The following is a 25,776-nucleotide window of genomic DNA, read 5'->3' as shown; positions in this document are numbered from 1 at the left end:
GCTTGCTGTGCCGGTTGAGTCCTACTTGCCGCTCAGACGGTGCAGCGGGTGACGCAGTCCCCGCTGCTCGAGAGCAGCGAAGATGCGGTTCCGGACTTCCTCGACGGTGCCGAAGCCGTTGACGCTCACAAGCGTCCCGCGAGCGGAGTACGTCTCGAGAAGCGGCGCGGTCTCCTGCAGGTACACGTTCTGACGGTGCCTGATGGCCTCTTCCGTGTCGTCTGCGCGGCCCTGCTCGAGCGCGCGGCGGCGGAGACGCTCCACGACGCTGTCGACCTCGACCTTGAGTTCGATGACCGCGTCGATCGCAGTGCCCTGATCAGCGAGGAGCTGCGTGAGGAACGCGACCTGCTCGAGTGTGCGCGGGTAGCCGTCGAGGAGGAAGCCGCCAGCTGCGTCTGCCTCCGTGAGGCGGTCGCGGACGAGCTCGTTCGTCAGCGAGTCGGGAACGAGGTTGCCGCTCTCGATGATCTCGCGGACCTGGATGCCGAGGTTCGTGCCGTTCTTGATGTTGGCACGGAAGATGTCACCGGTCGAGATGGCAGGGATACCGAAGGCCTCGGCGATGCCGACGGCCTGCGTTCCCTTGCCGGCCCCGGGGGGACCAACGATCAGCAGGCGGAAGGTCTGGTCGTGATGTGTCATCGGAGAAGCCCCTCGTAGTTGCGTTGTTGGAGTTGAGCGTCGATCTGCTTCACCGTCTCGAGTCCGACGCCCACGACGATGAGGATCGATGCGCCGCCGAACGGGAAGTTGGCATTCGCATTGACCGTGGACAACGCGATGAGCGGGATGAGCGCGAGCACGCCGAGGTAGAGCGAACCGGGGAAGGTGATTCGCGTGAGCACGAAGTTCAGGTACTCGGCGGTGGGGCGTCCGGCACGGATGCCGGGGACGAAGCCACCGTGCTTTCGCATGTTCTCGGCAACCTCCTCAGGGTTGAAGGCGATCGCGACGTAGAAGTACGTGAAGCCGATGATGAGGAGGAAGTAGACCGCCATGTAGAGCGGGTGGTCGCCCGTCGTGAAGTTGTTCATGACCCAGGTGACCCACTCTGGCGGGGTCTCCCCCGCGGCAGGCTGGTTGAACTGGGCGACGAGCGCGGGCAGGTACAGCAGCGACGAGGCGAAGATGACAGGGATAACACCCGCCTGGTTCACCTTGATCGGGATGTACGTGCTGTTGCCACCATAGGTGCGGCGTCCGACCATGCGCTTCGCGTACTGGACGGGGATGCGGCGCTGCGACTGCTCGACGAACACGACGGCCATCATGATGAGCAGCCCGATCGCGATGACGATGACCAGCGTGGTCATTCCACCGGTACCGGCGGCGATGGCGCCGAAGGCGGACGGGAACGAGGCTGCGATCGACGTGAAGATCAGGAGCGACATGCCGTTGCCGACGCCGCGCTCGGTGATGAGCTCTGCCATCCACATGATGACCGCGGTGCCAGCTGTCATGGCTGCGACCATGAGCACGACGCGCACCATGTTGATGACGGCGTTCTCCGGGGTCGCGGCGGACTCGTTGAGCATGTCGAGGACGTTCTCGCAGGCAGGGTTGCCCGTACCGAAGAGCGTTCCCGACTTCGCCACCGTCACGAGCGTGGTCGCCTGGAGGATCGCGAGGGCGATGGTCAGGTAGCGCGTGTACTGCGTGAGCTTCGACTGACCGGCCTGACCCTCCTTGTGGAGCGCCTCGAAGTGCGGGATGACCACACGCAGCAGCTGCGTGATGATCGAGGCCGTGATGTACGGCATGATGCCCAGCGCGAAGATCGACAACTGCAGCAGAGCGCCACCGGAGAACAGGTTGACCATGTCGTAGAGACCGGCCATCTGCGTTCCAGTGTCGAGACACTGCTGCACGTTGACGTAGTTCACAAATGGGCCAGGAACCGTGGTGCCGATCCGGTAGATGGCGACCATAGCGAGCGTGAAGAGGATCTTGCGACGAAGATCCGGTGTCTTGAACACTCGTGCGACGGCACTGAACACTACGTTCCTGCTTTCATTTCTCGTGAAAGAGACAAACGGGGGTCGGCAACCGCCGACCCCCGCTTGGAGTTGCTACTTGACGGAACCGCCGGCGGCAACGATCTTCTGCTCTGCTGAGCTGGAGACCTTGTCGACCGCGACGTTCAGCTTAACCGCAATCTCACCATTGCCGAGCACCTTGACGGGCTCGTTCTTGCGAACCGCACCCTTTGCCACGAGGTTCGCGATGGTGACATCGCCGCCCTCGGGGAAGAGCTCGGCCAGCTTGGAGAGGTTGACGACCTGGTACTCGACGCGGAACGGGTTCTTGAACCCGCGCAGCTTCGGCGTACGCATGTGCAGCGGCATCTGGCCACCCTCGAAGCCGATACGCACTGTCGTGCGCGCCTTCGAGCCCTTGGTGCCGCGACCGGCGGTCTTGCCCTTGGAGCCCTCACCGCGACCGACGCGCGTCTTGGACTTCTTGGCACCGGGAGCGGGGCGGAGGTGGTGGACCTTGAGCTGAGGCTCGGAGGTCACATCCTTCTCGTTCTCGTTCTTGGTCATTCGGAGATCTCCTCAACTGAAACCAGGTGAGCGACTGTCTTGACGTAGCCGCGGTTCACCGAGTTGTCCGGCTTGACGACGGTGTGGCCAATGCGCTTGAGGCCGAGCGAGCGCAGTGTGTCACGCTGGTTCTGCTTCTCGCTGATCTTGGACTTGATCTGGGTCACCTTGAGACTCTTGGCCATCAGGCACCGACCTTCTGTGCTTCGGCTGCGGCCTTGGCCGCGTTGGCCTCGGCACGCAGAATGCGCTGCGGAACGACCTGGTCGACGGGCAGGCCACGACGAGCTGCGACTGCGCGCGGCTCCTCGAGCTGCTTCAGCGCCGCGACGGTTGCGTGCACGATGTTGATCGTGTTCGACGAACCGAGCGACTTCGACAGGACGTCGTGGATGCCCGCGCACTCAAGCACGGCGCGAACGGGGCCACCGGCGATAACACCGGTACCTGCAGCGGCGGGACGGAGCAGGACGACGCCTGCTGCTGCCTCGCCCTGCACGGGGTGCGGGATCGTCTTCAGGACGCGAGGAACGCGGAAGAAGTTCTTCTTCGCCTCTTCGACGCCCTTGGAGATGGCCAGCGGGACCTCACGGGCCTTGCCGTAGCCGACGCCCACGAGTCCGTTGCCGTCGCCGACGACGACGAGCGCGGTGAACGCGAAGCGACGACCGCCCTTGACGACCTTCGAGACGCGGTTGATGGTGACGACGCGCTCCAGGAACTGGCTCTTGTCATCGCGTGAGTTGCGGTCGCGGCCGCCCTGGCCACGCTCGCCACGGCCACCGCGACGGTTGTTGTCACGGCCACCCTCGCGCTGTGCCGACTCACTCGACGCGGCCGTCTCAACGGGCGTGTCGGTCATGTTGTCGGGCGTGTTGGTGTCGATTTTCTCGGTCACAGGTTCAGCCCTGCCTCTCGTGCTCCATCAGCGATGGCCGCGACGCGACCGGCGTACTTGTTGCCGCCGCGGTCGAAGACCACGCTTTCGATGCCGGCGTCCTTGGCGCGTGCGCCGACGAGCTCGCCGACCCGCTTTGCCTTGGCCGACTTGTCACCGTCGAACTCACGCAGCTCGGCTTCCATGGTGGATGCCGATGCGAGCGTGATGCCCTTGGTGTCGTCGACAACCTGGACGAAGACGTGACGCGCAGAGCGCGTGACGACGAGACGGGGACGCTGTGCGTCGCCGGAGACCTTCTTGCGAAGGCGGACGTGGCGGCGACGGGTCGCTGCCTGCTTGCTCTTTCCTCGAGTTCCGAGTCCCATGGTTACTTACCTGACTTTCCGGCCTTGCGGCGGATCTGCTCGCCCTCGTAACGCACGCCCTTGCCCTTGTAGGGCTCGGGGAGGCGGAGCTTGCGGATGTTCGCTGCGACCTCGCCGACAGCCTGCTTGTCGATTCCGACGACCGTGAGCTTGTTGTTGCCCTCGACCTGGAACGTGATGCCCACGGGGGGCTCGACGTTGATCGGGTGCGAGTAGCCGAGTGCGAACTCGACGCCCGTGCCCTTGGAAACGATGCGGTAACCGGTTCCAACGACCTCGAGCTTCTTCGTGTAGCCCTCGGTGACGCCGATGATGTTGTTGTTGATGAGCGTGCGGGTCAGGCCGTGCAGTGCACGGGACTCACGCTCGTCGTTCGGACGCGTGACGAGAAGCTGACCGTCTTCGAGCTTGACCTCGATGGGGTTCGCGACGACGAGCGCGAGCTCGCCCTTCGGTCCCTTGACGGTGACGTTCTGCGCGTCGATCTTGATGTCAACGCCAGCTGGGACGCTGATCGGGAGACGACCAATTCGTGACATGACGGATTACCACACGTAGGCGAGGACTTCTCCGCCTACGCCCTTCTGCTCGGCCTGACGGTCCGTGAGGAGACCGGAGGAGGTGGACAGGATGGCAATGCCGAGGCCGCCGAGGACGCTTGGCAGCTCGGTCGAGCGCGCGTACACGCGGAGACCTGGCTTGGAGACGCGCTTGATGCCGACGATCGACCTCTCGCGGTTCGGACCGAACTTCAGCGAGAGAGTGAGGGTCTGGCCCACTCGTGCATCTTCGACTGTCCAGTCGGTGATGTAACCCTCGCGCTTGAGGATGTCGGCAATGTGGGACTTGAGCTTCGAGCTCGGCATCGACACGGAGTCGTGGTGCGCCGAGTTCGCGTTGCGCAGTCGCGTCAGCATATCTGCGACGGGATCTGTCATCGTCATGATGAGTGCCTTTCGCCTGGTTTCGCGGGGCCGTACACGGCCCCGCGACCTGTGGTGGACGGGCCGTTGCGGTTGCAACAGCCCGATGGGGTCACGGCGTATGCCGTGACCCTCGGGTGTTCAGACTAGTTCTGCTGGAGACCGGCCTGGAACGGGAAGCCGAGCTTGCCCAGGAGAGCGCGCCCATCTTCGTCGTTCTTCGCCGTCGTGACGACGGTGATGTCCATACCGCGTGTGCGGTCGATCTTGTCTGGATCGATCTCATGGAACATTACCTGCTCCGTGAGGCCGAAGGTGTAGTTTCCGTTTCCGTCGAACTGGCGGTCGTTGAGACCACGGAAGTCGCGGATACGGGGAAGAGCGAGCGAGAGCAGGCGGTCGAGGAACTCCCACATGCGGTCGCCGCGCAGTGTGACGTGCGCGCCGATCGGCTGTCCTTCGCGCAGCTTGAACTGTGCGATCGACTTCGTGGCCTTCGTGACCTTCGGCTTCTGACCGGTGATCGCCGTGAGGTCCGTGATGGCACCTTCGATGATCTTTCCGTCGCGAGCTGCTTCGCCAACACCCATGTTCACGACGATCTTCACGAGACCGGGAACCTGGTGGACGTTGCTCACGCCGAGGTCTGCCTGCAGCTGAGCCTTGAGCTCGTCGCGGTACTTCAGCTTGAGACGGGGCTGGATTTTGCCAGCCTCCGTGGCGATGTCAGTCATATCTACTCGTCGTCCTTCTTCTTCGGTGCGGCGGCCTTGGCCTTCGTCGCGGGCTTCTTCTCAGCCTTCTCAGCCTTGTCGGCCTTGGCGGCCTTCTCGACCTTGGCCGGCTTCGCAGCGCGGCGCGATGGCTTGAAGAAGCGCGTGCGCACCGTCTTGGTCACGCCGTCCTTCGTGACCTCTTCGACCTGCACACCGGTGCGAGCCGGCTGCTTGGTCTCGGGGTCGACGAGTGCGACGTTGGAGATGTGGATGGGGGCCTCGACGGTCTCGATGCCACCCGTCTTCGTGCCACGCTGCGTCTGTCCGACGCGAACGTGCTTGGTCACGAAGTTGATTCCCTGAACGAGAATGCGGTTCTCTTCGCGGAGCACCTCGAGCACTTCGCCCTGCTTGCCGCGGTCTCCACCACGAGCCTGGCTCGGGCCCGAGATGACCTGGACCAGGTCGCCCTTGCGGATCGTTGCCATGGGTTAAATCACCTCCGGCGCGAGCGACACGATCTTCATGAACTTCTTGTCGCGGAGTTCGCGACCGACCGGTCCGAAGATTCGAGTGCCACGCGGCTCGTTGTCACCCTTGAGGATGACGGCTGCGTTCTCGTCGAACTTGATGTACGAACCGTCGGGACGACGGGTCGACTTGACTGTGCGAACGATGACGGCCTTGACGACCTCACCCTTCTTGAGGTTTCCGCCAGGGATCGCGTCCTTGACGGTCGCGACGATGACGTCACCGATTCCCGCGTAGCGGCGGCCGGAGCCACCGAGTACGCGGATCGTGAGGAGTTCCTTGGCGCCGGTGTTGTCGGCGACACGGACTCGTGATTCTTGCTGAAGCATCTGTCAAATTCCTTCGCTGAGTGGTCGAAGAGGCGAGGCCTACTTCGCCTTCTCCAGGATCTCGACCAGGCGCCAGCGCTTGGTAGCGCTGAGGGGACGGGTCTCTGCAATCAGGACGAGGTCGCCGATGCCGGCCTGGTTGTCGGCGTCATGCACCTTGACCTTGCTCGAGCGGCGGAGCACCTTGCCGTAAAGGGGGTGCTTGACGCGCTCTTCGACCGAGACGGTGATGGTCTTTTCCATCTTGTCGCTCGTGACGTAGCCGCGCCGGGTCTTGCGGTAGTTGCGCTCGTGCGCTTCTTCCGTTGCCTCGGGCTGTGTCGTGCTTTCAGCCATTACTTGGTCTCCTCGTTCTCAGCCTCGGGCGCAGCCTCGGAGGCTTCGGCCTTCTTCGAAGCCTTGGTGGCCTTCGACTTCTTGGCCGGCTTCTCGACCGGGGCCGGGGTTGCGCGGATCCCGAGCTCACGCTCGCGGATCACCGTGTAGATGCGCGCGATGTCGCGCTTGACCTGACGGATGCGTCCGCGCTCTTCGACCTGGTTGGTCACGGCCTGGAAGCGCAGGTTGAACAGCTCTTCCTTGGCCTTCTTGAGCTCCTCGACGAGACGTCCGTCTTCGAAGTTGTCGAGCTCGGTGGTGGCGAGCTCCTTGGTACCAATCGCCATGATTACTCGCCTTCCTCGCGCGAAATGATGCGTGCCTTGAGCGGCAGCTTGTGGATGGCGCGCGTGAGGGCCTCGCGAGCGAGCTCCTCGCTGACGCCGGCGACCTCGAAGAGGACGCGGCCGGGCTTGACGTTCGCAACCCAGGAGTCGACTGCACCCTTACCGGAACCCATGCGGGTCTCAGCGGGGCGAGCGGTCATCGGGCGGTCCGGGTAGATGTTGATCCAGACCTTGCCGCCACGCTTGATGTGACGCGTCATGGCGATACGAGCTGCCTCGATCTGACGGTTGGTCACGTAGGACGGGGTGAGCGCCTGGATGCCGAACTCGCCGAACGATACGGTGTTGCCACCCTTCGACATGCCGCTACGGTCCGGGCGGTGCTGCTTACGGTGCTTGACTCGACGTGGAATCAACATGGTTACGCCTCAACTCCTGCGGCGACCTGCTTCTCGTTGTCGCGGCGCGGGCCACGGCGTGAGCGGTCGTTACGGTCCCCACGGGACGACTTCTGGTTGGCCTGTTCGCGGGCGAGTTCCTTGTTGGTCATGTCGCCCTTGTAGATCCACACCTTGACACCGATGCGACCGTAGGTGGTCTTGGCCTCGTAGAAGCCGTAATCGATGTTGGCGCGGAGCGTGTGCAGCGGAACGCGTCCCTCGCGGTAGAACTCCGAGCGGCTCATCTCAGCACCGCCGAGGCGGCCGGAGACCTGGATGCGGATGCCCTTGGCACCTGCACGCTGAGCGCCCTGGAGGCCCTTGCGCATCGCACGGCGGAAGGCGACACGAGCAGAAAGCTGCTCGGCGATGCCCTGCGCGACCAGCTGAGCGTCAGCCTCGGGGTTCTTGACCTCGAGGATGTTCAGCTGGATCTGCTTGCCCGTGAGCTTCTCGAGGTCGGCGCGGATGCGCTCGGCCTCTGCTCCGCGTCGTCCGATGACGATGCCGGGGCGTGCCGTGTAGATGTCGACGCGAACGCGGTCACGCGTGCGCTCGATCTCGATGCGGGAGACGCCTGCACGGTCGAGTGTCTTCTGGAGATACTCGCGAATGCGGATGTCTTCCTTGACGTAGTCGCTGTAGCGCTGACCCGGCTTGGTCGAGTCTGCGTACCAGCGGGAGACGTGGTCGGTCGTGATTCCGAGACGGAAGCCGTACGGATTGATCTTCTGGCCCATTACTTGCTGCTCCCCTTCTCGGCCTCGGCGAGCTCCGGCGTCGCCAGCACAACCGTGATGTGGCTTGTGCGCTTGTTGATGCGGAATGCTCGTCCCTGTGCACGCGGACGGAAGCGCTTGAGGGTTGCACCCTCGTCTACGAACGCCTTGGCGATGTAGAGGTCGCGCTCGTCAAGGAACTGGCTTTCCTTGTCTGCCTTGACACGTGCGTTGGCGATTGCGGATGCAACGACCTTGTAGACCGGCTCAGAGGCACCCTGAGGTGCGAACTTCAGGATGGCGAGCGCTTCGAGCGCCTGCTTGCCGCGGATCAAGTTGACGACGCGACGAGCCTTCTGAGGGGTGACGCGGATGTGCCGCACGCGTGCGGTTGACTCCACCATATTTTCCTCCTTCACGTCGCCGCGTTAGCGGCGACGACCCTTCTTGTCGTCCTTCTCGTGTCCACGGAAGGTGCGGGTCGGTGCAAACTCGCCGAGCTTGTGGCCGACCATGGTTTCGGTGACAAACACGGGGATGTGCTTGCGACCGTCGTGCACGGCGATGGTGTGGCCGAGCATGTCCGGCACGATCATCGATCGGCGCGACCAGGTCTTGATGACGTTCTTCGAGCCAGCTTCGTTCTGCTTGACCACCTTCTGGAAGAGGTGTTCGTCGACGAAGGGGCCCTTCTTGAGACTGCGAGGCATCTTCTGATCTCCTACTTACGCTTCTTGCCGGCAGGGCGACGGCGGACGATGAGCTTGTCGCTCTCCTTGTTGGGGCGACGGGTGCGGCCTTCTGGCTTACCCCAGGGGCTCACCGGGTGACGTCCACCGGATGTGCGGCCCTCACCACCACCGTGCGGGTGGTCGACCGGGTTCATGACGACACCACGGACCGTCGGGCGAACGCCGAGCCAGCGCTTGCGGCCGGCCTTGCCCAGGTTGATGTTCGACTGCTCGGCGTTGCCGACCTCGCCGATCGTCGCGCGGCAGCGCACGTCGACGTTGCGGACCTCGCCGCTCGGCAGACGCAGCTGGGCGTAGGGGCCGTCCTTCGCAACGAGGCGAACGGAGGCTCCGGCCGAGCGCGCCAGCTTCGCGCCGCCGCCTGGGCGGAGCTCGATGGCGTGGATGACCGTACCGGTCGGGATGTTGCGAAGCGGGAGGTTGTTACCCGGCTTGATGTCGGCGCCAGCGCCCGACTCGATGATGTCGCCCTGCTTGAGCTTGTTGGGAGCCAGGATGTAGCGCTTGGATCCGTCGAAGAAGTGCAGCAGCGCGATACGAGCGGTGCGGTTGGGGTCGTACTCGATGTGAGCGACCTTGGCGTTCACGCCGTCCTTGTCGTTACGACGGAAGTCGATGACGCGGTACTGGCGCTTGTGGCCACCACCGATGTGACGGGTCGTGATGCGTCCCTGGTTGTTGCGTCCACCCGACTTGGTGAGGGGGCGGAGCAGCGACTTTTCGGGAGTCGAGCGCGTGATCTCGGTGAACTCGGACACCGAGGCTCCACGACGACCTGGCGTCGTGGGCTTGTAATTGCGAATAGCCATGTGAATTCGTCCTCTGTGCTCTCGATTAACCGGCGTTCGAGAAGATGTCGATGGTGCCGGACTTGAGCGAGACGATGGCGCGCTTGGTGTCCTTGCGCTTGCCGAGCCCGAAGCGGGTGCGGCGCGTCTTGCCCGTGCGGTTCAAGGTGTTGACCTTGTCGACCTTGACGTCGAAGATCTGCTCGATAGCGAGCTTGATCTCGGTCTTGTTCGAACGGGGGTCGACCTCGAAGGTGTACTTGCCCTGGTCGATCAGGCTGTAGCTCTTCTCGGAGATCACCGGCGCGAAGATGATGTCGCGCGGGTCCTTGTTGTTTGCGCTCATGCGCCCTGCTCCTTGCTGGTCTTGCTCTCGACGAACGCGTCGTAAGCAGCCTTCGTGAAGAGGATGTCGTCCGAGACGAGGACGTCGTAGGCGTTGAGCTGGTCCACGAAGAGCACGTGAAGTGCCTGCAGGTTGCGGACGCTCAGGAGGCTGAGCTCGTCGCTGCGGTCGAGGACGACGAGGATGTTGCGTCCTGCCGCGACCTTCGCGATTGCTGCGGCTGCGACCTTGGTCGAGGCCTTCTCGCCCGTGACGAGGGAGTCGACGATGTGCAGGTGGCCACCGCGTGCGCGGTCGCTCAGTGCGCCGATGAGGGCGGCTGCAATCATCTTCTTGGGGGTGCGCTGCGAGTAGTCACGCGGCGTCGGTCCGTGGACGATGCCACCACCCTTGTGCTGCGGCATGCGGACCGAACCCTGACGGGCGCGGCCGGTGCCCTTCTGCTTGAACGGCTTGCGACCGGAGCCGGAAACCTCTCCACGGTTCTTCGTCTTGTGCGTGCCCTGACGAGCAGCCGCACGCTGTGCGACGACGACCTGGTGGATCAGCGGGACGTTGGTCTGCGCGTCGAAGATGGCGGCAGGCAGTTCGACCGAGCCGGACTTCTTGCCGGCTGCGTCGGTGACGTCAATCTTGGTTGCCATAGGAAACTAGGCCCCCTTCACTGCGTTGCGAACGAAAACGAGACGACCCTTGGGGCCGGGGACAGCACCCTTGACGAGGAGGATGCCCTTCTCGGCGTCGGCTGCGTGAACCGTGAGGTTCTGGACGGTGACGCGGTCGCCACCCATCCGGCCAGCCATGCGCGTGCCCTTGAAGACACGGCTGGGGGTCGCGGAGGCACCGATGGAGCCGGGGCGACGGTGGTTCTTGTGCGCACCGTGAGATGCGCCGACACCGGAGAAGTTGTGACGCTTCATGACACCGGCGAAGCCCTTGCCCTTGCTGGTGCCGACGACGTCGATCTTGGTGCCGGGCTCGAACGTGTCTGCGCCGAGCTCCTGACCGATCGTGTACGAGGCTGCATCAGCGGTGCGGAGCTCGGTGATGTGGCGGCGAGGCGTGACGCCCGCTGCTGCGAACTTGCCGGCTGCCGGCTTGTTCACCTTGCGGGGGTCGATCGCGCCTGCGGCGATCTGAACGGCTTCGTAGCCGTTCTTTTCGACGGTCATGATCTCGGTGACGACGTTGGTGCTCACCTGGATGACCGTGACGGGGACGAGACGGTTTTCAGCGTCCCAGACCTGGGTCATGCCGAGCTTCGTGCCCAGCAGACCCTTGAACGTCTTGGTAGCGGTAGACATGTGTTTCCCTAGAGCTTGATCTCGATGTTGACATCGGCCGGAAGGTCGAGGCGCATGAGCGAGTCGACGGCCTTCGGCGTCGGGTCGACAATGTCGATCAGACGCTTGTGGGTGCGCATCTCGAAGTGCTCGCGGCTGTCCTTGTACTTGTGAGGGCTACGGATCACAGCGATCACGTTCTTCTCGGTAGGCAGGGGCACCGGACCGATGACGGAGGCGCCAGCACGGGTTACGGTGTCGACGATCTTGCGCGCCGAGCTGTCGATGACCTCGTGGTCATACGACTTCAGTCGAATGCGGATCTTCTGTCCCGCCATGGTTGACTCTCTCTCTCAATGACGTGCCGCCATTGCGGCTTCGCATGCAACCCCGTGGCGTCTTCACGCCGGGATTCGCACCACTGTTTTTCTGTCAAGTTCACCTGCTCGGAGCACAGGAGTGTACTCAAGCTGATGGACGGCCTTCCGGATTCGACCTCGGTGAGGTGTCGTCCTTTGGCCGGAGCTTTGCTCTGCTGCCGGCGGCCTAAGCTGCACACCAGGCGTCTTGCGACGCGGGGCGCTTATGCACACTCCGGGCAGTGATTCGAACACACGACTAGCGCCGTGCCCCGAAATACTGAACTCACCGAGTTTAGACCGGCGAGGCCCGTTCTTGCAACCCGGGCGTGTCGCGGATTTCGAATCCGCGGGTCAGAACCCCTTCGGTGCGAGAACGCGGTCGCCGATGACCTTCGAGAGGTAGAGCGAGTACTGCCGCCCGATGTGGGTCGGGTCGCTGTGCACCGGCATCCCGGCGACGACGCTCGGGCAGACGCCGAGCACTCCGTCGCAGAACCAGGAGGCCGTCGGGACGACCGTCGCGCCCGACTCCCCCATGATCTCTGCGAGCTGGTCGGCGCGCAGCTGACGCTCCGCGCCGAACGGCGTCTCGCAGGAGCCGGCAGCCTGCGCCGGCGTCGACGCCTCCATGCACTCGTCCAGGTCCTGCGTGGGAGGGACTGAGTCGAGCCAGACGACATCGACGCCGAGCTCGGTCAGTTCGCGGACGTAGTCGCTCGAGCCCCGCCCGAGGTCCACGCCGATGTCATCGCTGAGGTGCTCGTATCCCTCGCCGACCCACCAGGCACCGTAGGAGATCACCACGAGATCGGGAAGGCGCTCGGCCGCGAGGTCGACAACCCACTCGTTGTGCCCCTCGCAGGTCTCGCGGTAGTGGTCGATGCTGTCGAGCGCCGCGCCGGAGGTGAACGGACACATCGAGAGGCCCATGAGCTGCAGGCGCGTGTCCTCCCCGAGCGCCTCCCGGAAACCAGGAGCCCAGGTCACGGCCTGCGAATCCCCGACGAGCCACACCTCGCGTTCAGCATCAGAGCTTCCGTAGGCACAGCGATCCAGTGCGTCCTCAGAGGCGACCGAGACGCAGTCGTCGAGCTCCCACTCCTCGCTGCGTGCCTCGGCACCCGTGATGAGGGTTCCATCCGGCACGGTCGGCTGGGCTGCCGCCTCCGCGACCACTGCGGAGAGCTCGTCGAGGTTGTCCACTGCCGGTGCGAGCTCGATGGCCTCGATGGCGTCTTCGTGGACCTGCGGAGCGATCTGGACTCCGGCAAAGGCGACCAGCGCGACGAGCGGCACGGTCACCGAGGTGATGAGCCTCGGGTTCGGCTTCCACTTCGGGGCGGAGGCGTCGACCTGCGCGACCGGGTTCCTCACCCGACCGACCATCTTCAGCAAACGGGACGTCACCCAGGCGACCGCTATGGAGACTGCGAGCAGGATCACGCCATCGAAGAAGGAGACCGGCTCCGCACGCTCCGGGAAGAGGTCCACGAAGAGTTTGAGGATCGGCCAGCTCCAGAGGTAGAGGCCGTAGGAGAACCCACCGAGCCAGACGAGTGGCTTCCAGGTGAGCAGCCGGTTGCCTCCCGTGGGGGCGCCCGAGGCACCTGCGATGAGAACGAGCAGCGCGCCACCGACCGGGTAGAGCGCGATGAGTCCCGGGTACGGCCACTCGCTCGGCAGCAGCCCGGCGGTGAGGACCAGGAGGAGCCCGACGCTGCCGATCACAGCGCGCACGGCCTTGGGAAGATGGATGCGCGTGATGACCAGCGCCGCGATGGCGCCGATGCCGAACTCCCAGAGCCGCGCCCACGTGCTGTAGTAGGTCGGAACGGGGTCGACGGCGACGCCGTTCAGCGCGTAGGCGAACGATGCTGCGGTGAGGAGCACGAAGCCCACGGTGGCGACTCGGCGGACCGGCCAGCGCCCCACCTTCGCGATGAGGCCGAGCAGCAGGACGAATCCGAGCAGCAGGAGCGTCGACTGCCCTTGGACGGACATCGCCCAGAAGTGCTGGACGGCCGACTTGTCGTGTCCCGCCGCGATGTAGTCAGTCGCATCCCCCGCGAGGCGCCAGTTCTCCCAGTAGGTTGCGGCGGCGAAGACGTCGGTGACGTTCCGCTGGAACGACAGCGCCGGCGCCGTGAGCAGCAGCACGACCGAGACGACGAGCAGCACGAGTCCGGCCATCGGGAACAGCCGAGTGGCCGTGCGCTTGACGTACTGCCAGGCGCGGATGCTCCCCCGTCGCTCGAGCTCGCCGACCAGCGTCGTCGCAAGCAGGAAGCCACCGAGGACGAAGAAGAGGTCGACACCGCCAGAGACCGTGCCGAACCACATGTGGAACGACGCGACGAGAAGCGAGGCGATCGCCCGAAGGCCCTGGATGTCCGAGCGGTAGCGATTCGGCTCCGGTCGAGCTGGCACGCTCGTCGGGCGTTCTGCGCGTACGGACATACGTCGTGCTCCCTGACTGCACTGAGGCGATGGATGGCCCTCGGCTGGGGACGCGGAGGTGACCGATCAGCGCCAGGGAAGGGGCAGGCTTCGACCCGGCACACGAGAGACGAGTGTAGCTCGCATCTCGACTCCGTGAAAACGGATGAAAACACGAAATGGGGCCGGACCCGAAGGTCCGACCCCACTGCGAAGTGAGCTGGAAGCTTACTTGTTGATCTTCGTCACCGTGCCGGCGCCGACCGTGCGGCCACCCTCACGGATTGCGAAGCCGAGGCCCTCTTCCATGGCGATCGGCTGGATGAGCTCGACCGTCATGTCCGTGGTGTCACCAGGCATGATCATTTCCTTGCCCTCGGGCAGGGTGATCACGCCGGTCACGTCCGTGGTGCGGAAGTAGAACTGCGGGCGGTAGTTCGTGAAGAACGGGTTGTGACGGCCACCCTCGTCCTTCGAGAGGATGTATGCAGTTCCCTCGAAGTTCGTGTGCGGCGTAACGGAACCGGGAGCGACGATGACCTGACCGCGCTCGACGTCCTCACGCTTGGTGCCACGAAGGAGCAGACCACAGTTCTCACCGGCCCACGCCTCGTCGAGCTGCTTGTGGAACATCTCGATACCCGTGACGGTCGTCTTGACGGTCGGACGGAGTCCGACGATCTCGACGTCCGAGTTGATGGCGAGCGTGCCACGCTCGGCGCGACCCGTGACGACGGTTCCACGACCGGTGATCGTGAAGACGTCCTCGACGGGCATGAGGAACGGCTTGTCCTTGTCGCGGACGGGCTCCGGCACGTTGTCGTCGACAGCCTGCATGAGCTCGACGATCTTCTCGGCCCAAGCCTCGTCGCCCTCAAGCGCCTTGAGGCCGGAGACCTGGACGACAGGAGCGTCGTCGCCGGGGTAGTCCTGGCTCGAGAGGAGCTCGCGAACCTCGAGCTCGACGAGCTCCAGGATCTCCTCGTCGTCAACCATGTCGGCCTTGTTCAGCGCGACGACCAGGTACGGCACGCCGACCTGCTTCGCGAGCAGAACGTGCTCACGCGTCTGAGCCATGGGGCCGTCGGTTGCGGCGACCACGAGGATTGCGCCATCCATCTGCGCAGCGCCCGTGATCATGTTCTTGATGTAGTCGGCGTGACCCGGAGCATCGACGTGAGCGTAGTGACGCTTGGGCGTCTCGTACTCGACGTGGGAGATGTTGATCGTGATACCGCGCTGACGCTCTTCCGGAGCGGAGTCGATCGACGCGAAGTCACGCTGCACGTTGGTCGCCGAAGGGTACTTGTCAGCAAGCACCTTCGAGATCGCTGCGGTGAGCGTGGTCTTGCCGTGGTCGACGTGACCGATCGTTCCGATGTTTACGTGCGGCTTGGTCCGCTCGAACTTGGCCTTGGCCACTGTGGTCCTCCTAGGACGTCGTTGGTGTCCATCCGCCAATGATGCAGAAGGACTTCCGGGTTTTCAGTGATGAATGTTACCCGCTCGGGCGACGCGCTGCGTCACCCGAGCCGGTAGAGGCTTATTCGCCCCGGTTCTTCTGGATGATCTCCTCGGCAACGGCCTTGGGGACCTCGGAGTAGGTTTCGAACGTCATCGAGTACACGGCGCGACCAGAGGTCTTGCTGCGCAGGTCACCGATGTATCCGAACATCTCCGACAGCGGTACGAGTGCACGCACTACCTTCACGCCACTGGCATCTTCCATCGACTGGATCTGGCCGCGGCGGGAGTTCAGGTCGCCGATCACGTCGCCCATGTACTCCTCAGGAGTACGGACCTCGACCGACATGAGCGGCTCGAGGATGACGGGACCGGCCTTGGGGGCTGCTTCCTTGAACGCGATCGAGCCCGCGATCTTGAACGCCATCTCCGAGGAGTCGACGTCGTGCGCAGCACCATCGAGGAGCGACGCCTTGACGCCGACCATCGGGTAGCCGGCGAGGACGCCGACCTGCATGGCGTCCTGGATGCCAGCATCCACGGATGGGATGTACTCACGAGGCACGCGACCACCGGTGACGGCGTTCACGAACTCGTAGGTCTTCTCCGCATCCATCTCAAGCGGCTCGAGCTTGATCTGGATCTTGGCGAACTGGCCGGAGCCACCCGTCTGCTTCTTGTGGGTGTAGTCGAACTTCTCGACGACCTTCGTGAGCGTCTCGCGGTAGGCGACCTGGGGCTTGCCCACGTTCGCCTCGACCTTGAACTCGCGCTTCATGCGGTCGACGAGGATGTCGAGGTGGAGCTCGCCCATGCCCTTAATGACCGTCTGACCGGTCTCCTGGTCGAGCATGACGCGGAACGTCGGGTCTTCCTCGGCCAGCTTCTGGATAGCCGTTCCCAGCTTCTCCTGGTCGGCCTTGGTCTTCGGCTCGATCGCGACCTCGATGACGGGGTCCGGGAAGGTCATCGACTCGAGGACGATCTGCTTGTCCGGGTCGCTCAGGGTGTCACCGGTCATGGTGTCCTTGAGGCCGATGACGGCGTAGATGTGTCCAGCGGTCATCGACTCGACCGGGTTCTCCTTGTTGGCGTGCATCTGGAAGATCTTCCCGATGCGCTCCTTCTTGCCCTTCGAGGAGTTCACGACCTGCGCGCCGGACGGGACGTGTCCCGAGTAGACGCGCGTGTAGATGAGGCGACCGAAGAACGGGTGCACGGCGATCTTGAACGCGAGAGCCGCGAAGGGCTCGTCGGCGCTCGGACGACGCGTGAGCTCCTCCGACTCGTCGCGCGGGTTCATGCCGATGACGGCAGGAACGTCGAGCGGCGACGGGAGGTAGTCGACGACGGCATCGAGCATCGGCTGGACGCCGCGGTTCTTGAACGCGGAGCCGCAGAGCACCGGGTACATCTCGCTCGTGACGGTGAGCTTGCGGATGGCTGCCTTGATCTCAGGAATCGAGATCTCCTCGCCGGCGAAGAAGCGCTCCATGAGCGCGTCGTCGGTCTCGGCGACGGCCTCGAGAAGCTTCGTGCGGTACTCTTCCGCGCGCTCCTTGAGGTCTTCCGGGATCTCCTGGGTCTCGTAGGCGGCACCCAGGGTGGTGTCACCCTTGGAGTCGCTCGGCCAGACCTTGGCGTTCATCTCGACCAGGTCGACGACGCCGATGAAGTCGTTCTCAGCGCCGATGGGGAGCTGGATGACGAGCGGCTTCGCGCCGAGGCGGTTGACGATCGTGTCGACCGTGAAGTAGAAGTCAGCGCCGAGCTTGTCCATCTTGTTGACGAAGCAGATGCGCGGAACGTCGTACTTGTCAGCCTGACGCCAGACGGTCTCCGACTGGGGCTCAACGCCCTCCTTGCCGTCGAACACGGCGACAGCACCGTCGAGGACGCGGAGCGAACGCTCCACCTCGACGGTGAAGTCGACGTGACCAGGCGTGTCGATGATGTTGATCTGGTTCTTCTTCCAGAACGACGTCACAGCAGCGGAGGTGATCGTGATGCCACGCTCCTGCTCCTGCTCCATCCAGTCCGTCGTCGAGGCGCCATCATGCGTCTCGCCGAGCTTGTGGTTGACACCGGTGTAGAACAGGATGCGCTCGGTGGTTGTCGTCTTGCCAGCATCGATGTGCGCCATGATGCCGATGTTGCGGACCTTGTTCAGGTCAGTAAGCACGTCCTGTGCCACGGGTGTCCTCCGAAAGGATTGAAGCGAGAGTGGTGAGGGCTACCAGCTGCTGGATTACCAGCGGTAGTGCGCGAAGGCCTTGTTCGACTCGGCCATCTTGTGCGTGTCTTCACGGCGCTTCACCGCGGCGCCGAGGCCGTTGGATGCGTCGAGGATCTCGTTCGTGAGGCGCTCGGTCATCGACTTCTCGCGACGGTTCTTCGCGTAGCTCGTGAGCCAGCGGAGAGCGAGCGTGTTGGCGCGGTGAGGCTTGACCTCGACCGGGACCTGGTAGGTCGAGCCACCGACGCGGCGCGAGCGAACCTCGAGCGTGGGGCGCACGTTGTCGAGCGCCTTCTTGAGGGTCGCGACTGCGTCGAGCTCGGACTTGGCAGCGACACCCGCGAGTGCGTCGTAGACGATGCGCTCGGCGAGGCCCTTCTTGCCATCAAGAAGAATCTTGTTGACGAGCTGGCTGACGATGGGGGCGCCGTACACGGGGTCGGCGACCACGGGGCGCTTGGGGGCTGGACCCTTACGTGGCATTACTTCTTCTCCATCTTCGCGCCGTAACGGCTGCGAGCCTGCTTGCGGTTCTTCACTGCCTGGGTGTCAAGTGCACCGCGGACGATCTTGTACCGCACACCCGGGAGGTCCTTCACACGGCCGCCACGGACGAGCACCATCGAGTGCTCCTGGAGGTTGTGGCCCTCACCTGGGATGTAGGCGGTCACCTCGGTGCCGTTCGACAGCTTGACACGGGCAACCTTGCGGAGCGCCGAGTTCGGCTTCTTAGGCGTCGTCGTGTAGACGCGGGTGCAAACCCCGCGCTGCTGAGGGTTGGCCTTCAGGGCTGGCGTCTTGGACGCCGACGCCTTGGGGCGGCGGCCCTTGCGGACCAACTGCTGAATTGTTGGCACGAATAATCTCCTTGGTTTTGTACTGCGTGATCGTGGTAAGCACGATTCCTGTGCCTACGAGGCACTGTTTGCCTCTTGATAACCGACCGGCGGTACAAAATCTCTGGTATCGCTGGTTGGTGAAGCGGTGGCAGTCGAGGCGACTGGCGTTGCTTACAGTTGCGCGTCGAGCTGCGGTTTTACGCAGTTTCAACGTTCGCACGGTTTTGGGCGCGACAGGGCGCGCGCACCGAAAAATCCTACCCCGTCAGTTTTGCAGGGTCAAGCCACACCCCGATCGCGTCCAGGCGGACGCGCGGTCGAGAGGAGCACGGCGACGATCACGATGATCGCGAGTGGCACGATCGCGATCCCGAACGGACTCGTGGAGAGGCCCACGGCGACCTGTCCCGGAAGGGCGGAGAGCGCATCCGACTCCCCCGGCTCCGGCCGGGAGCTCGACACCGCGATGCCGGCCATGATCGCGAACGAGAGCCAGGCCAGCAAGCCACCGGGAAGTGACACCCACAGCGAACCCGGCTTGCCGAGGAACCTCCTCCGGAGGGCGAAAGCCGCCGAGAGCCCGACCACGACGGTCGCGGCCGCGACGGCCAATGGGGCCACGAGGACACCGACGCCAGGCAGCTCGATGACATCCCGATCGAGGCCGAGGGAGACGAATCCCCACGTGGCGATCACCAGCGAGGCGAACACGAGGCCGCTCACCGCACCCCACGTCGCGGCCCTCCCCCACGAGGAGCCGGGATCAGGCGGCAGCTCGGCGTCGAAGCGTTCGATCATGACCTCGCGGCCGCCTTCCTCAGGACGCGACCTCGACCTGCAGGCCGCGGACGATGCGCGCGATGTCCTTGCCGATGTGCGCCGACTGTCCCGCGGTGCTCGTCCCGACCGCCGTCACGATCTCCGTGACGGGCCCACGGTGCAGGATGACCATCTTCGAGCGCACTTCGAGTCCGCCGAGCCTCGGGTCGCGCTGCGTGGACTCGACGTAGTGGGAGAGCTGGGGCTGGTCGAGCGTCTCCGCGGAGCGCTCCTTGCCACCCCCCTGTGTGATGCGCTGCCGGAGCACGGTGAGCGCATCCTCTGGCGAGATCGTTCCCGGCCACCGCTCGATCGTGACGAGCACATTCGGGTTGAATCCATTGGTCGCCACGAGGTGACGCGCGCCGAGCACGGACCCCGCCCACTGGAGCGGCTCCCAGCCGGCCGGCACGTCGAGGGACACCGTTGGGAAGGCGGGGAACTCCTCGCTCGGCAACGTCAGTCGTCGCAGCTGCGTTCCGTCACTCACTCTGCCGCTCCGTTCGCCTCGGCGGTCTCGGCCGCGCGCTCTGCCATGCGCTTCTCGTAGCTGAGCTTGGCCCTGCGGTTCGCACGGGACACCCGTCGTCCGCGTGCCGCCGCGATGCCACCGACCCAGGTGAAGGCCTCACGGGCCGCGATGGCCGCGACGAGCGCCGTGAGCAGGTGCTCGGAGGCGCCGAACTTCGCGATCACCTCGTCGATCCGGATGCTCGAGAGCGGGAGCCCATCCGCGAGGTGCTGCTGCAGTGCGGCGCCGAAGTAGTAGCCGAGGACGACAAGCGCGGCCGCGAGGAAGCCCCCGAGCACGTAAGCCCACCAGCCAGCCCGATTCACGATGAGCGCCCAGATGACTCCGAACGCGGCGAAGACCGTCACCGGCACCGTGAAGGCCGCCGTTATGGCGAACTCCGAGGCTTCGCCGATCGGGTCGAGGCCGGCATTGAACGCCGTCCGGAGCAGAGCGAAGGCGAGGAGGTACAGGGCGGCGAACACCACAGCCGCGACCAGCGCGACGAACACGGCGAACATCCGGTTCCCGCGCTTCTTGGGCTTCACGGGCGCGAGGTCGTCACTGTCAGTAGGGGCGGAGAGACGCAGCGGGGCGAAAGTCGCGTCATCCGTCGACGGCGACGTTGCGACGGCTCCAGCGGCGCGCTCGTCATCGTCTCCGTCGTCAAGGCGCTCAGATGGGCGCGTGGCGTCATCCTCTGCGTCAATCGAGGAGACCTCTGCCCCCGGGGCTCCATCCGTCTCAGCGAGCCCCTCTGGAGCCTCTGCGGCCACCACGGGCACAACTGGGTCCGTGACCGACGCGCTCTCGAGGACATCGACCCGCTCCGTGACGGTGACGGCTTCGACCGTCTCCCCGTCGTCGGCAAGCTGCTCGGTCACCGTCTCCGTGACGACGACGTCCGCCTTCGCGGCGGTGTCGGTCTCCGTTTCAGTCTCCGTGGCCGCTGCCCGCTTGCCGTCCAGCGCTGCTGAAGCGACCGGGGCAGCGGCGCTGACCGCTGCGACGCGAGCCGCGGTGCGGTCGATCTCCAAGGTCCTACGGGGAGCGTCGAGCTCGTCCTCGGGTGCGGTTGCCGAACCGGCAGCGTCCACCGTGATCGCGGCAACGGATTCGGCGCCGATGGCATCGGCAGCGAGCTCCTGGGCAGGGACCGGCTCCGTCACCGGGAATTCTGCCGCGTCATCCTCCTCGGCGACCACTCGGTCCACGACAGGGACGGAATCGTAGGTGTCGACGAGGTGCTCACTGCTATCGGAGCGGACGTCGCCTGGCTCGGCGGCCTCCGACCGCACCGAGGCCCCCTCCTCGAGATCCGGAGACGAGGCGGCGTCACCATCCGTCTGCTCTGGGACGGCGTGGGATTCCTCGGCAGACAGCTCGGTTGCATCCTGATCCGGCTGGTAACCGAGCACAGCTGCCAGCTCCTCGCGGTCCAGGCCCACCGTGGCGTTGGGGTCTGCGGCCTCAGCAGGCGGCGCGCCGTCTGCCGCCAGCGGGTCGGAGAAGGCGACCGCGACGTCGTCCTGCGGGGCGAGTGCCGGATCGGTCGGTGCCTCAGCCCGTCCGTCGAACGCGAGGTCGTCCCCCGCGAGCACATCGCCAGAGCGCACATCCCCGTCCTCGCCGATGCCTCGGCTGCGCGCGAGCGCGGCCTCCAGCTGGTCCTGGGCGTCTGAAAGCTCTCGGGGCTCGCCCGTCCCTCCGCCGGCCTCCGGCTGCGGGCCGTCATCGAAGGGCTGGCGAGGCGCGCGCGTGTCGTCACTCATGAGGCCAACGTTAGGGCCGTCCGCACACATCGGGTCGGTGACAAGCCGCAGACGCACGAACGCCCCCACCCGAGACGGGTAGGGGCGTTCGCGTTGGAGCTGCGTCGAATCGACGCGAGCGAGTGACTAGCTGAAGTTGGATCCGCCGAAGTCGTCGCTCGAGAAGGCCTCGAAGTCCACGAAGGTGAGGTCGTTCTCGTCGAAGCTGCCCTCGTCGGCACCGAACGGGTACCGCTCGGCGCGCGCCTCGTCGGTCGGCTCGACCGACATCTCGCGGTACTTGGTGAGACCAGTACCGGCCGGGATGAGGCGTCCGATGATGACGTTCTCCTTCAGGCCCACCAGCGGATCGGTCGTCGCTTCCATGGCGGCCTGCGTGAGGACGCGGGTCGTCTCCTGGAACGAAGCTGCCGAGAGCCACGACTCGGTCGCAAGCGACGCCTTCGTGATTCCCATGACTTCCTGACGGCCGGTCGCGGGCTTGCGGCCCGACATGACGGCTGCGCGGTTGATGGAAGCGAAGCGCTGTCCATCAGCCAGCTCACCCGGCAGCATGTCGGTCTCGCCGTGGTCGATGACCGTGATCTTCCGGAGCATCTGACGGACGATGACCTCGATGTGCTTGTCGTGAATCGGCACACCCTGCGAACGGTAGACGCCCTGCACACCGCTGACGAGGTACTTCTGCACCTCGCGAGCGCCCTTGACGCGCAGCACGTCCTTCGGGTCGATGGGACCCTCGTGCAGCTGCTGGCCGTGCTCGACGTGCTGGCCATCCTCGACGAGGAGCTCAGCGCGCTTCAGCACCGGGTAGATGTGCGGCTCGTCGCCGTTGTCCGGGATGAGGACGATCTTGCGCGACTTGTCGGTGTCCTGGATCTCGATGCGACCAGCGGCCTCGGCGAGCGGCGATGCGCCCTTCGGGGTGCGGGCCTCGAAGAGCTCCTGGACACGCGGCAGACCCTGCGTGATGTCACCGGCGCTCGACACACCACCGGAGTGGAAGGTACGCATCGTGAGCTGGGTGCCCGGCTCGCCGATGGACTGTGCCGCGATGATGCCGACTGCCTCGCCGATGTCGACGAGGTTGCCTGTGGCGAGCGAGCGGCCGTAGCACGCCGCGCAGACGCCGACGCTGGACTCGCACGTGAGGACGGAGCGGATCTTGACCTCGGTGATGCCCGCATCCATGAGCTGGTCGATGACGACGTCGCCCATGTCGGTGCCTGCAGCTGCGACGACGTTGCCGTCGGCGTCGACTGCGTCGACTGAGATGCTGCGGGCGTAGACCGCGTTCTCCACGTTGTCGTCGACGACGATCTCGCCGCCATCGGTGATGTGGGCGATCTGGATGTCGAGACCACGTGCGGTGCCGCAGTCGTCCTCACGGATGATGACGTCCTGCGAGACGTCGACGAGTCGACGCGTCAGGTAACCCGAGTCGGCCGTACGGAGAGCCGTGTCGGCCAGACCCTTGCGTGCACCGTGAGTCGAGATGAAGTACTCGGCAACCGTCAGGCCCTCGCGGTACGAGTGCACGATCGGGCGAGGAATGGTCTCACCCTTCGGGTTGGCGACCAGGCCGCGCATACCGGCGATCTGGCGAACCTGCAGCCAGTTTCCGTTTGCACCTGCCGTGACCATGCGGTGGATGGAGTTGGTCGACGGGAAGGCCGCCTGCATCTCGTCGGCGACGAGCGCGGTTGCAGCTTCCCACTTCTTGATGACCTCTTCGCGGTACTCCTGCTCGGAGATCGCGCCCATGACCTGCCACTCGTTGCGCAGCTCGGCAACCTCGGCCTCGGTGCGCTCGACGATCTCGCGCTTCGAGTCAGGCGTCACGAGGTCGCTCAGCGCGATCGAGATGCCCGAGCGGGTCGCCCAGTAGAAGCCGGAGTCCTTGATGCGGTCGAGGGTCTCTGCGACCTCGTCCTTCGAGTACCGCTCCGCGAGGTAGTTGACGACACCGGACAGACGTCCCTTGGTCATCGTGTCCTCGACGTAGGGGTAGTCGGAAGGAAGCAGCTCGTTGAAGCGAGCCCGGCCGAGCGTCGTCTCGACGAGCACGGTCTCTCCCTGGACGTAGCCCTCTGGAGCCTTGCCCTCTTCGAACGTGATGCCCGTGAGGCGGAGCCTGATGGGTGCGTTGAGGTCGAGCGAGCCCTGGTCGAACGCCATGATCGCCTCGGCCGTGGACGAGAAGACTCGTCCAGCGCCCTCGACGTCGTCCTGCAGCGTCGTCAGGTGGTACAGACCCGCGACCATGTCCTGCGAAGGCAGGGTGACGGGGCGGCCATCCGACGGCTTGAGGATGTTGTTCGACGCGAGCATGAGCACGCGAGCCTCAGCCTGAGCCTCGACCGACAGGGGCAGGTGGACTGCCATCTGGTCACCGTCGAAGTCGGCGTTGAACGCCGCGCAGACGAGCGGGTGCAGCTGGATCGCCTTGCCCTCGACGAGGAGCGGCTCGAACGCCTGGATGCCCAGACGGTGCAGCGTGGGTGCACGGTTGAGCAGCACGGGACGCTCGCGGATGACCTCTTCGAGGACGTCCCACACCTCGGGCTTCGCGCGCTCGACGGCGCGCTTGGCTGCCTTGATGTTGGAAGCGTGCTGCAGGTCGATCAGGCGCTTGATGACGTACGGCTTGAACAGCTCGAGCGCCATCTGCTTGGGGAGACCGCACTGGTGCATGCGCAGCTGCGGGCCCACGATGATGACCGAACGGCCCGAGTAGTCGACTCGCTTGCCGAGGAGGTTCTGACGGAAGCGGCCCTGCTTGCCCTTCAGCATGTCGCTGAGGGACTTGAGGGCGCGGTTGCCGGTGCCCGTGACGGGGCGGCCACGACGACCGTTGTCGAACAGCGCGTCGACCGACTCCTGGAGCATGCGCTTCTCGTTGTTCACGATGATCTCGGGAGCACCGAGGTCGAGCAGGCGGCGGAGACGGTTGTTGCGGTTGATCACACGACGGTAGAGGTCGTTGAGGTCGCTCGTTGCGAAGCGGCCACCGTCGAGCTGCACCATGGGGCGGAGCTCCGGCGGGATGACCGGGACGACATCGAGCACCATCGCGGCGGGGCTGTTGCCCGTCGCCAGGAACGACGAGACGACCTTGAGTCGCTTGATGGCACGGATCTTCTTCTGACCCTTACCCTCAGCGATCTGCGTGCGCAGGAGCTCGCCTTCGGCCTTGAGGTCGAAGTTCTGCAGGCGCTTCTGGATCGACTCCGCGCCCATGAAGGCCTCGAAGTAGTCGCCGTAGCGGTCGACGAGCTCGTGGAAGTCGGTGTCCTCAGGCTTGAGCTCACCGACCTTCAGGTTCTTGAACGACTCGAAGACGCGCTCGACGCGGGTGATGTCCTCGTCGAACCCCTTGCGGAGCTGACCCATCTCCTTCTCGCCGGCGTCCTTCGTCTTGCGAAGCTGGTCTGCCTTGGCGCCCTCTGCCTCGAGAGCACCGAGCTCCTCTTCGAGCCGGAGCATGCGAGCCGCGATGGCCGCATCCTTCTGGTCGTTGAGGCTCTTGAGCTCAAGACGCATCTCGCTCTCGAGACCGCTGAGGTCGTCGCGACGACCCTCGGTGTCGACGGAGATGACCATGTACGCGGCGAAGTAGATGACCTTCTCGAGGTCCTTCGGCGCCATGTCGAGGAGGTATCCGAGACGGCTCGGAACGCCCTTGAAGTACCAGATGTGCGTGACGGGCGCTGCGAGCTCGATGTGGCCCATGCGCTCACGGCGCACAGCCGACTTCGTGACCTCGACGCCGCATCGCTCACAGACGATGCCCTTGAAGCGCACGCGCTTGTACTTGCCGCAGGCGCACTCCCAGTCGCGGGAAGGGCCGAAGATCTGTTCGCCGAACAGGCCGTCCTTCTCGGGCTTGAGCGTGCGGTAGTTGATGGTCTCGGGCTTCTTGACCTCGCCGTACGACCACTTGCGAATGTCATCTGCCGTGGCTAGGCCGATGCGCAGTTCATCAAACTTGGTTGCATCCAACAATGCTGTTGTCTCCTTGTGAAGAATGAGT

The 25,776-nt window shown here is 64.8% G+C and carries 30 protein-coding genes and 1 pseudogene; all 31 read right to left on the bottom strand.

The window, feature by feature from the left end; all coding sequences use genetic code 11:
* Positions 1-21: 21 nt before the first annotated feature.
* A complete protein-coding gene (locus ITJ67_RS02290) occupies positions 22-645 on the bottom strand; it encodes an adenylate kinase (protein ID WP_104331843.1) in 624 nt (207 codons plus the stop codon).
* Positions 642-2,000, bottom strand: a complete 1,359-nt coding sequence (gene secY, locus ITJ67_RS02285; protein ID WP_104242659.1) for a preprotein translocase subunit SecY — start codon at positions 1,998-2,000, stop codon at positions 642-644. Before secY ends, ITJ67_RS02290 begins: the two co-directional genes overlap by 4 nt.
* A 72-nt stretch (positions 2,001-2,072) precedes the next feature.
* Entirely contained in the window at positions 2,073-2,546 is a 474-nt protein-coding gene (gene rplO / locus ITJ67_RS02280; RefSeq protein WP_104242661.1) for a 50S ribosomal protein L15, read from the bottom strand.
* Positions 2,543-2,731, bottom strand: a complete 189-nt coding sequence (rpmD, locus tag ITJ67_RS02275; protein ID WP_104242663.1) for a 50S ribosomal protein L30 — start codon at positions 2,729-2,731, stop codon at positions 2,543-2,545. The genes rplO and rpmD overlap by 4 nt, the downstream gene beginning before the upstream one ends.
* Complete coding sequence (gene rpsE / locus ITJ67_RS02270) at positions 2,731-3,408, bottom strand: 30S ribosomal protein S5 (RefSeq protein WP_104331901.1); 678 nt, start codon at positions 3,406-3,408, stop codon at positions 2,731-2,733. The genes rpmD and rpsE overlap by 1 nt, the downstream gene beginning before the upstream one ends.
* Positions 3,409-3,440: 32 nt before the next feature.
* Complete coding sequence (rplR, locus tag ITJ67_RS02265; RefSeq protein ID WP_104242664.1) at positions 3,441-3,812, bottom strand: 50S ribosomal protein L18; 372 nt, start codon at positions 3,810-3,812, stop codon at positions 3,441-3,443.
* Between the two features lie 2 nt (positions 3,813-3,814).
* Entirely contained in the window at positions 3,815-4,351 is a 537-nt protein-coding gene (gene rplF, locus ITJ67_RS02260; protein ID WP_160071262.1) for a 50S ribosomal protein L6, read from the bottom strand.
* Positions 4,352-4,357: 6 nt separating this feature from the next.
* The gene (rpsH, locus tag ITJ67_RS02255; RefSeq protein WP_068479267.1) at positions 4,358-4,756 is read right to left on the bottom strand and encodes a 30S ribosomal protein S8; all 399 of its coding nucleotides are present in this window, start codon (positions 4,754-4,756) and stop codon (positions 4,358-4,360) included.
* 125 nt (positions 4,757-4,881) lie between these two features.
* Complete coding sequence (rplE, locus tag ITJ67_RS02250) at positions 4,882-5,469, bottom strand: 50S ribosomal protein L5 (RefSeq protein ID WP_104242668.1); 588 nt, start codon at positions 5,467-5,469, stop codon at positions 4,882-4,884.
* 125 nt (positions 5,470-5,594) lie between these two features.
* A pseudogene (rplX, locus tag ITJ67_RS02245) lies at positions 5,595-5,939 on the bottom strand (50S ribosomal protein L24); the annotation flags it as partial.
* Positions 5,940-5,942: 3 nt separating this feature from the next.
* Positions 5,943-6,311 carry a 50S ribosomal protein L14 gene (gene rplN / locus ITJ67_RS02240; RefSeq protein WP_068479273.1) on the bottom strand — a complete coding sequence of 123 codons (369 nt, stop codon included), beginning with the start codon at positions 6,309-6,311 and terminating at the stop codon, positions 5,943-5,945.
* A gap of 39 nt (positions 6,312-6,350) precedes the next feature.
* A complete protein-coding gene (gene rpsQ, locus ITJ67_RS02235) occupies positions 6,351-6,647 on the bottom strand; it encodes a 30S ribosomal protein S17 (RefSeq protein ID WP_160071261.1) in 297 nt (98 codons plus the stop codon).
* Positions 6,647-6,976 (bottom strand): 50S ribosomal protein L29, encoded by a 330-nt coding sequence (gene rpmC / locus ITJ67_RS02230; RefSeq protein WP_104299433.1) that lies wholly within the window; start codon positions 6,974-6,976, stop codon positions 6,647-6,649. The genes rpsQ and rpmC overlap by 1 nt, the downstream gene beginning before the upstream one ends.
* A gap of 2 nt (positions 6,977-6,978) precedes the next feature.
* Positions 6,979-7,395, bottom strand: coding sequence for a 50S ribosomal protein L16 (rplP, locus tag ITJ67_RS02225; RefSeq protein ID WP_068479279.1), 417 nt, complete (start codon positions 7,393-7,395; stop codon positions 6,979-6,981).
* Positions 7,396-7,397: 2 nt separating this feature from the next.
* Complete coding sequence (gene rpsC / locus ITJ67_RS02220) at positions 7,398-8,156, bottom strand: 30S ribosomal protein S3 (RefSeq protein ID WP_104242676.1); 759 nt, start codon at positions 8,154-8,156, stop codon at positions 7,398-7,400.
* The gene (rplV, locus tag ITJ67_RS02215) at positions 8,156-8,539 is read right to left on the bottom strand and encodes a 50S ribosomal protein L22 (protein ID WP_104242678.1); all 384 of its coding nucleotides are present in this window, start codon (positions 8,537-8,539) and stop codon (positions 8,156-8,158) included. Before rplV ends, rpsC begins: the two co-directional genes overlap by 1 nt.
* Before the next feature lie 24 nt (positions 8,540-8,563).
* Positions 8,564-8,845: a 30S ribosomal protein S19 gene (gene rpsS / locus ITJ67_RS02210; RefSeq protein ID WP_068479286.1), complete on the bottom strand. Its 282-nt coding sequence runs from the start codon at positions 8,843-8,845 to the stop codon at positions 8,564-8,566.
* A gap of 11 nt (positions 8,846-8,856) precedes the next feature.
* Positions 8,857-9,696 carry a 50S ribosomal protein L2 gene (gene rplB / locus ITJ67_RS02205; protein WP_160071260.1) on the bottom strand — a complete coding sequence of 280 codons (840 nt, stop codon included), beginning with the start codon at positions 9,694-9,696 and terminating at the stop codon, positions 8,857-8,859.
* 25 nt (positions 9,697-9,721) lie between these two features.
* Positions 9,722-10,021: a 50S ribosomal protein L23 gene (gene rplW, locus ITJ67_RS02200; protein ID WP_068479290.1), complete on the bottom strand. Its 300-nt coding sequence runs from the start codon at positions 10,019-10,021 to the stop codon at positions 9,722-9,724.
* Complete coding sequence (rplD, locus tag ITJ67_RS02195; protein ID WP_104307186.1) at positions 10,018-10,665, bottom strand: 50S ribosomal protein L4; 648 nt, start codon at positions 10,663-10,665, stop codon at positions 10,018-10,020. Before rplD ends, rplW begins: the two co-directional genes overlap by 4 nt.
* 6 nt (positions 10,666-10,671) lie before the next feature.
* The gene (rplC, locus tag ITJ67_RS02190; RefSeq protein WP_104242682.1) at positions 10,672-11,325 is read right to left on the bottom strand and encodes a 50S ribosomal protein L3; all 654 of its coding nucleotides are present in this window, start codon (positions 11,323-11,325) and stop codon (positions 10,672-10,674) included.
* Between the two features lie 8 nt (positions 11,326-11,333).
* The gene (gene rpsJ, locus ITJ67_RS02185) at positions 11,334-11,642 is read right to left on the bottom strand and encodes a 30S ribosomal protein S10 (RefSeq protein ID WP_068479296.1); all 309 of its coding nucleotides are present in this window, start codon (positions 11,640-11,642) and stop codon (positions 11,334-11,336) included.
* Between the two features lie 375 nt (positions 11,643-12,017).
* Positions 12,018-14,123 carry an acyltransferase family protein gene (locus ITJ67_RS02180; protein ID WP_194676595.1) on the bottom strand — a complete coding sequence of 702 codons (2,106 nt, stop codon included), beginning with the start codon at positions 14,121-14,123 and terminating at the stop codon, positions 12,018-12,020.
* A gap of 207 nt (positions 14,124-14,330) precedes the next feature.
* Positions 14,331-15,524 carry an elongation factor Tu gene (tuf, locus tag ITJ67_RS02175; RefSeq protein WP_104242686.1) on the bottom strand — a complete coding sequence of 398 codons (1,194 nt, stop codon included), beginning with the start codon at positions 15,522-15,524 and terminating at the stop codon, positions 14,331-14,333.
* Positions 15,525-15,645: 121 nt separating this feature from the next.
* Positions 15,646-17,760, bottom strand: coding sequence for an elongation factor G (gene fusA / locus ITJ67_RS02170; RefSeq protein WP_160071258.1), 2,115 nt, complete (start codon positions 17,758-17,760; stop codon positions 15,646-15,648).
* A 54-nt stretch (positions 17,761-17,814) separates the two neighbouring features.
* Positions 17,815-18,285, bottom strand: a complete 471-nt coding sequence (gene rpsG / locus ITJ67_RS02165; RefSeq protein ID WP_194676594.1) for a 30S ribosomal protein S7 — start codon at positions 18,283-18,285, stop codon at positions 17,815-17,817.
* The gene (gene rpsL, locus ITJ67_RS02160) at positions 18,285-18,659 is read right to left on the bottom strand and encodes a 30S ribosomal protein S12 (RefSeq protein WP_068479306.1); all 375 of its coding nucleotides are present in this window, start codon (positions 18,657-18,659) and stop codon (positions 18,285-18,287) included. The genes rpsG and rpsL overlap by 1 nt, the downstream gene beginning before the upstream one ends.
* 261 nt (positions 18,660-18,920) lie before the next feature.
* Positions 18,921-19,439 carry a hypothetical protein gene (locus tag ITJ67_RS02155; RefSeq protein ID WP_194676593.1) on the bottom strand — a complete coding sequence of 173 codons (519 nt, stop codon included), beginning with the start codon at positions 19,437-19,439 and terminating at the stop codon, positions 18,921-18,923.
* Between the two features lie 19 nt (positions 19,440-19,458).
* On the bottom strand, positions 19,459-19,950 hold the full coding sequence (locus ITJ67_RS02150; protein WP_194676592.1) for a hypothetical protein: 492 nt from the start codon (positions 19,948-19,950) through the stop codon (positions 19,459-19,461).
* Positions 19,947-21,743, bottom strand: a complete 1,797-nt coding sequence (locus ITJ67_RS02145) for a hypothetical protein (protein ID WP_194676591.1) — start codon at positions 21,741-21,743, stop codon at positions 19,947-19,949. Before ITJ67_RS02145 ends, ITJ67_RS02150 begins: the two co-directional genes overlap by 4 nt.
* Before the next feature lie 126 nt (positions 21,744-21,869).
* Positions 21,870-25,748 (bottom strand): DNA-directed RNA polymerase subunit beta', encoded by a 3,879-nt coding sequence (locus ITJ67_RS02140; protein WP_160071254.1) that lies wholly within the window; start codon positions 25,746-25,748, stop codon positions 21,870-21,872.
* Positions 25,749-25,776 lie beyond the last annotated feature (28 nt).

This window comes from Pseudoclavibacter sp. VKM Ac-2867 (genome assembly GCF_015351275.1).
Taxonomy (GTDB): domain Bacteria; phylum Actinomycetota; class Actinomycetes; order Actinomycetales; family Microbacteriaceae; genus Pseudoclavibacter.
Note: the sequence above shows the minus strand (reverse complement) of the source record. Positions and strands in the feature narration are given on the sequence as shown.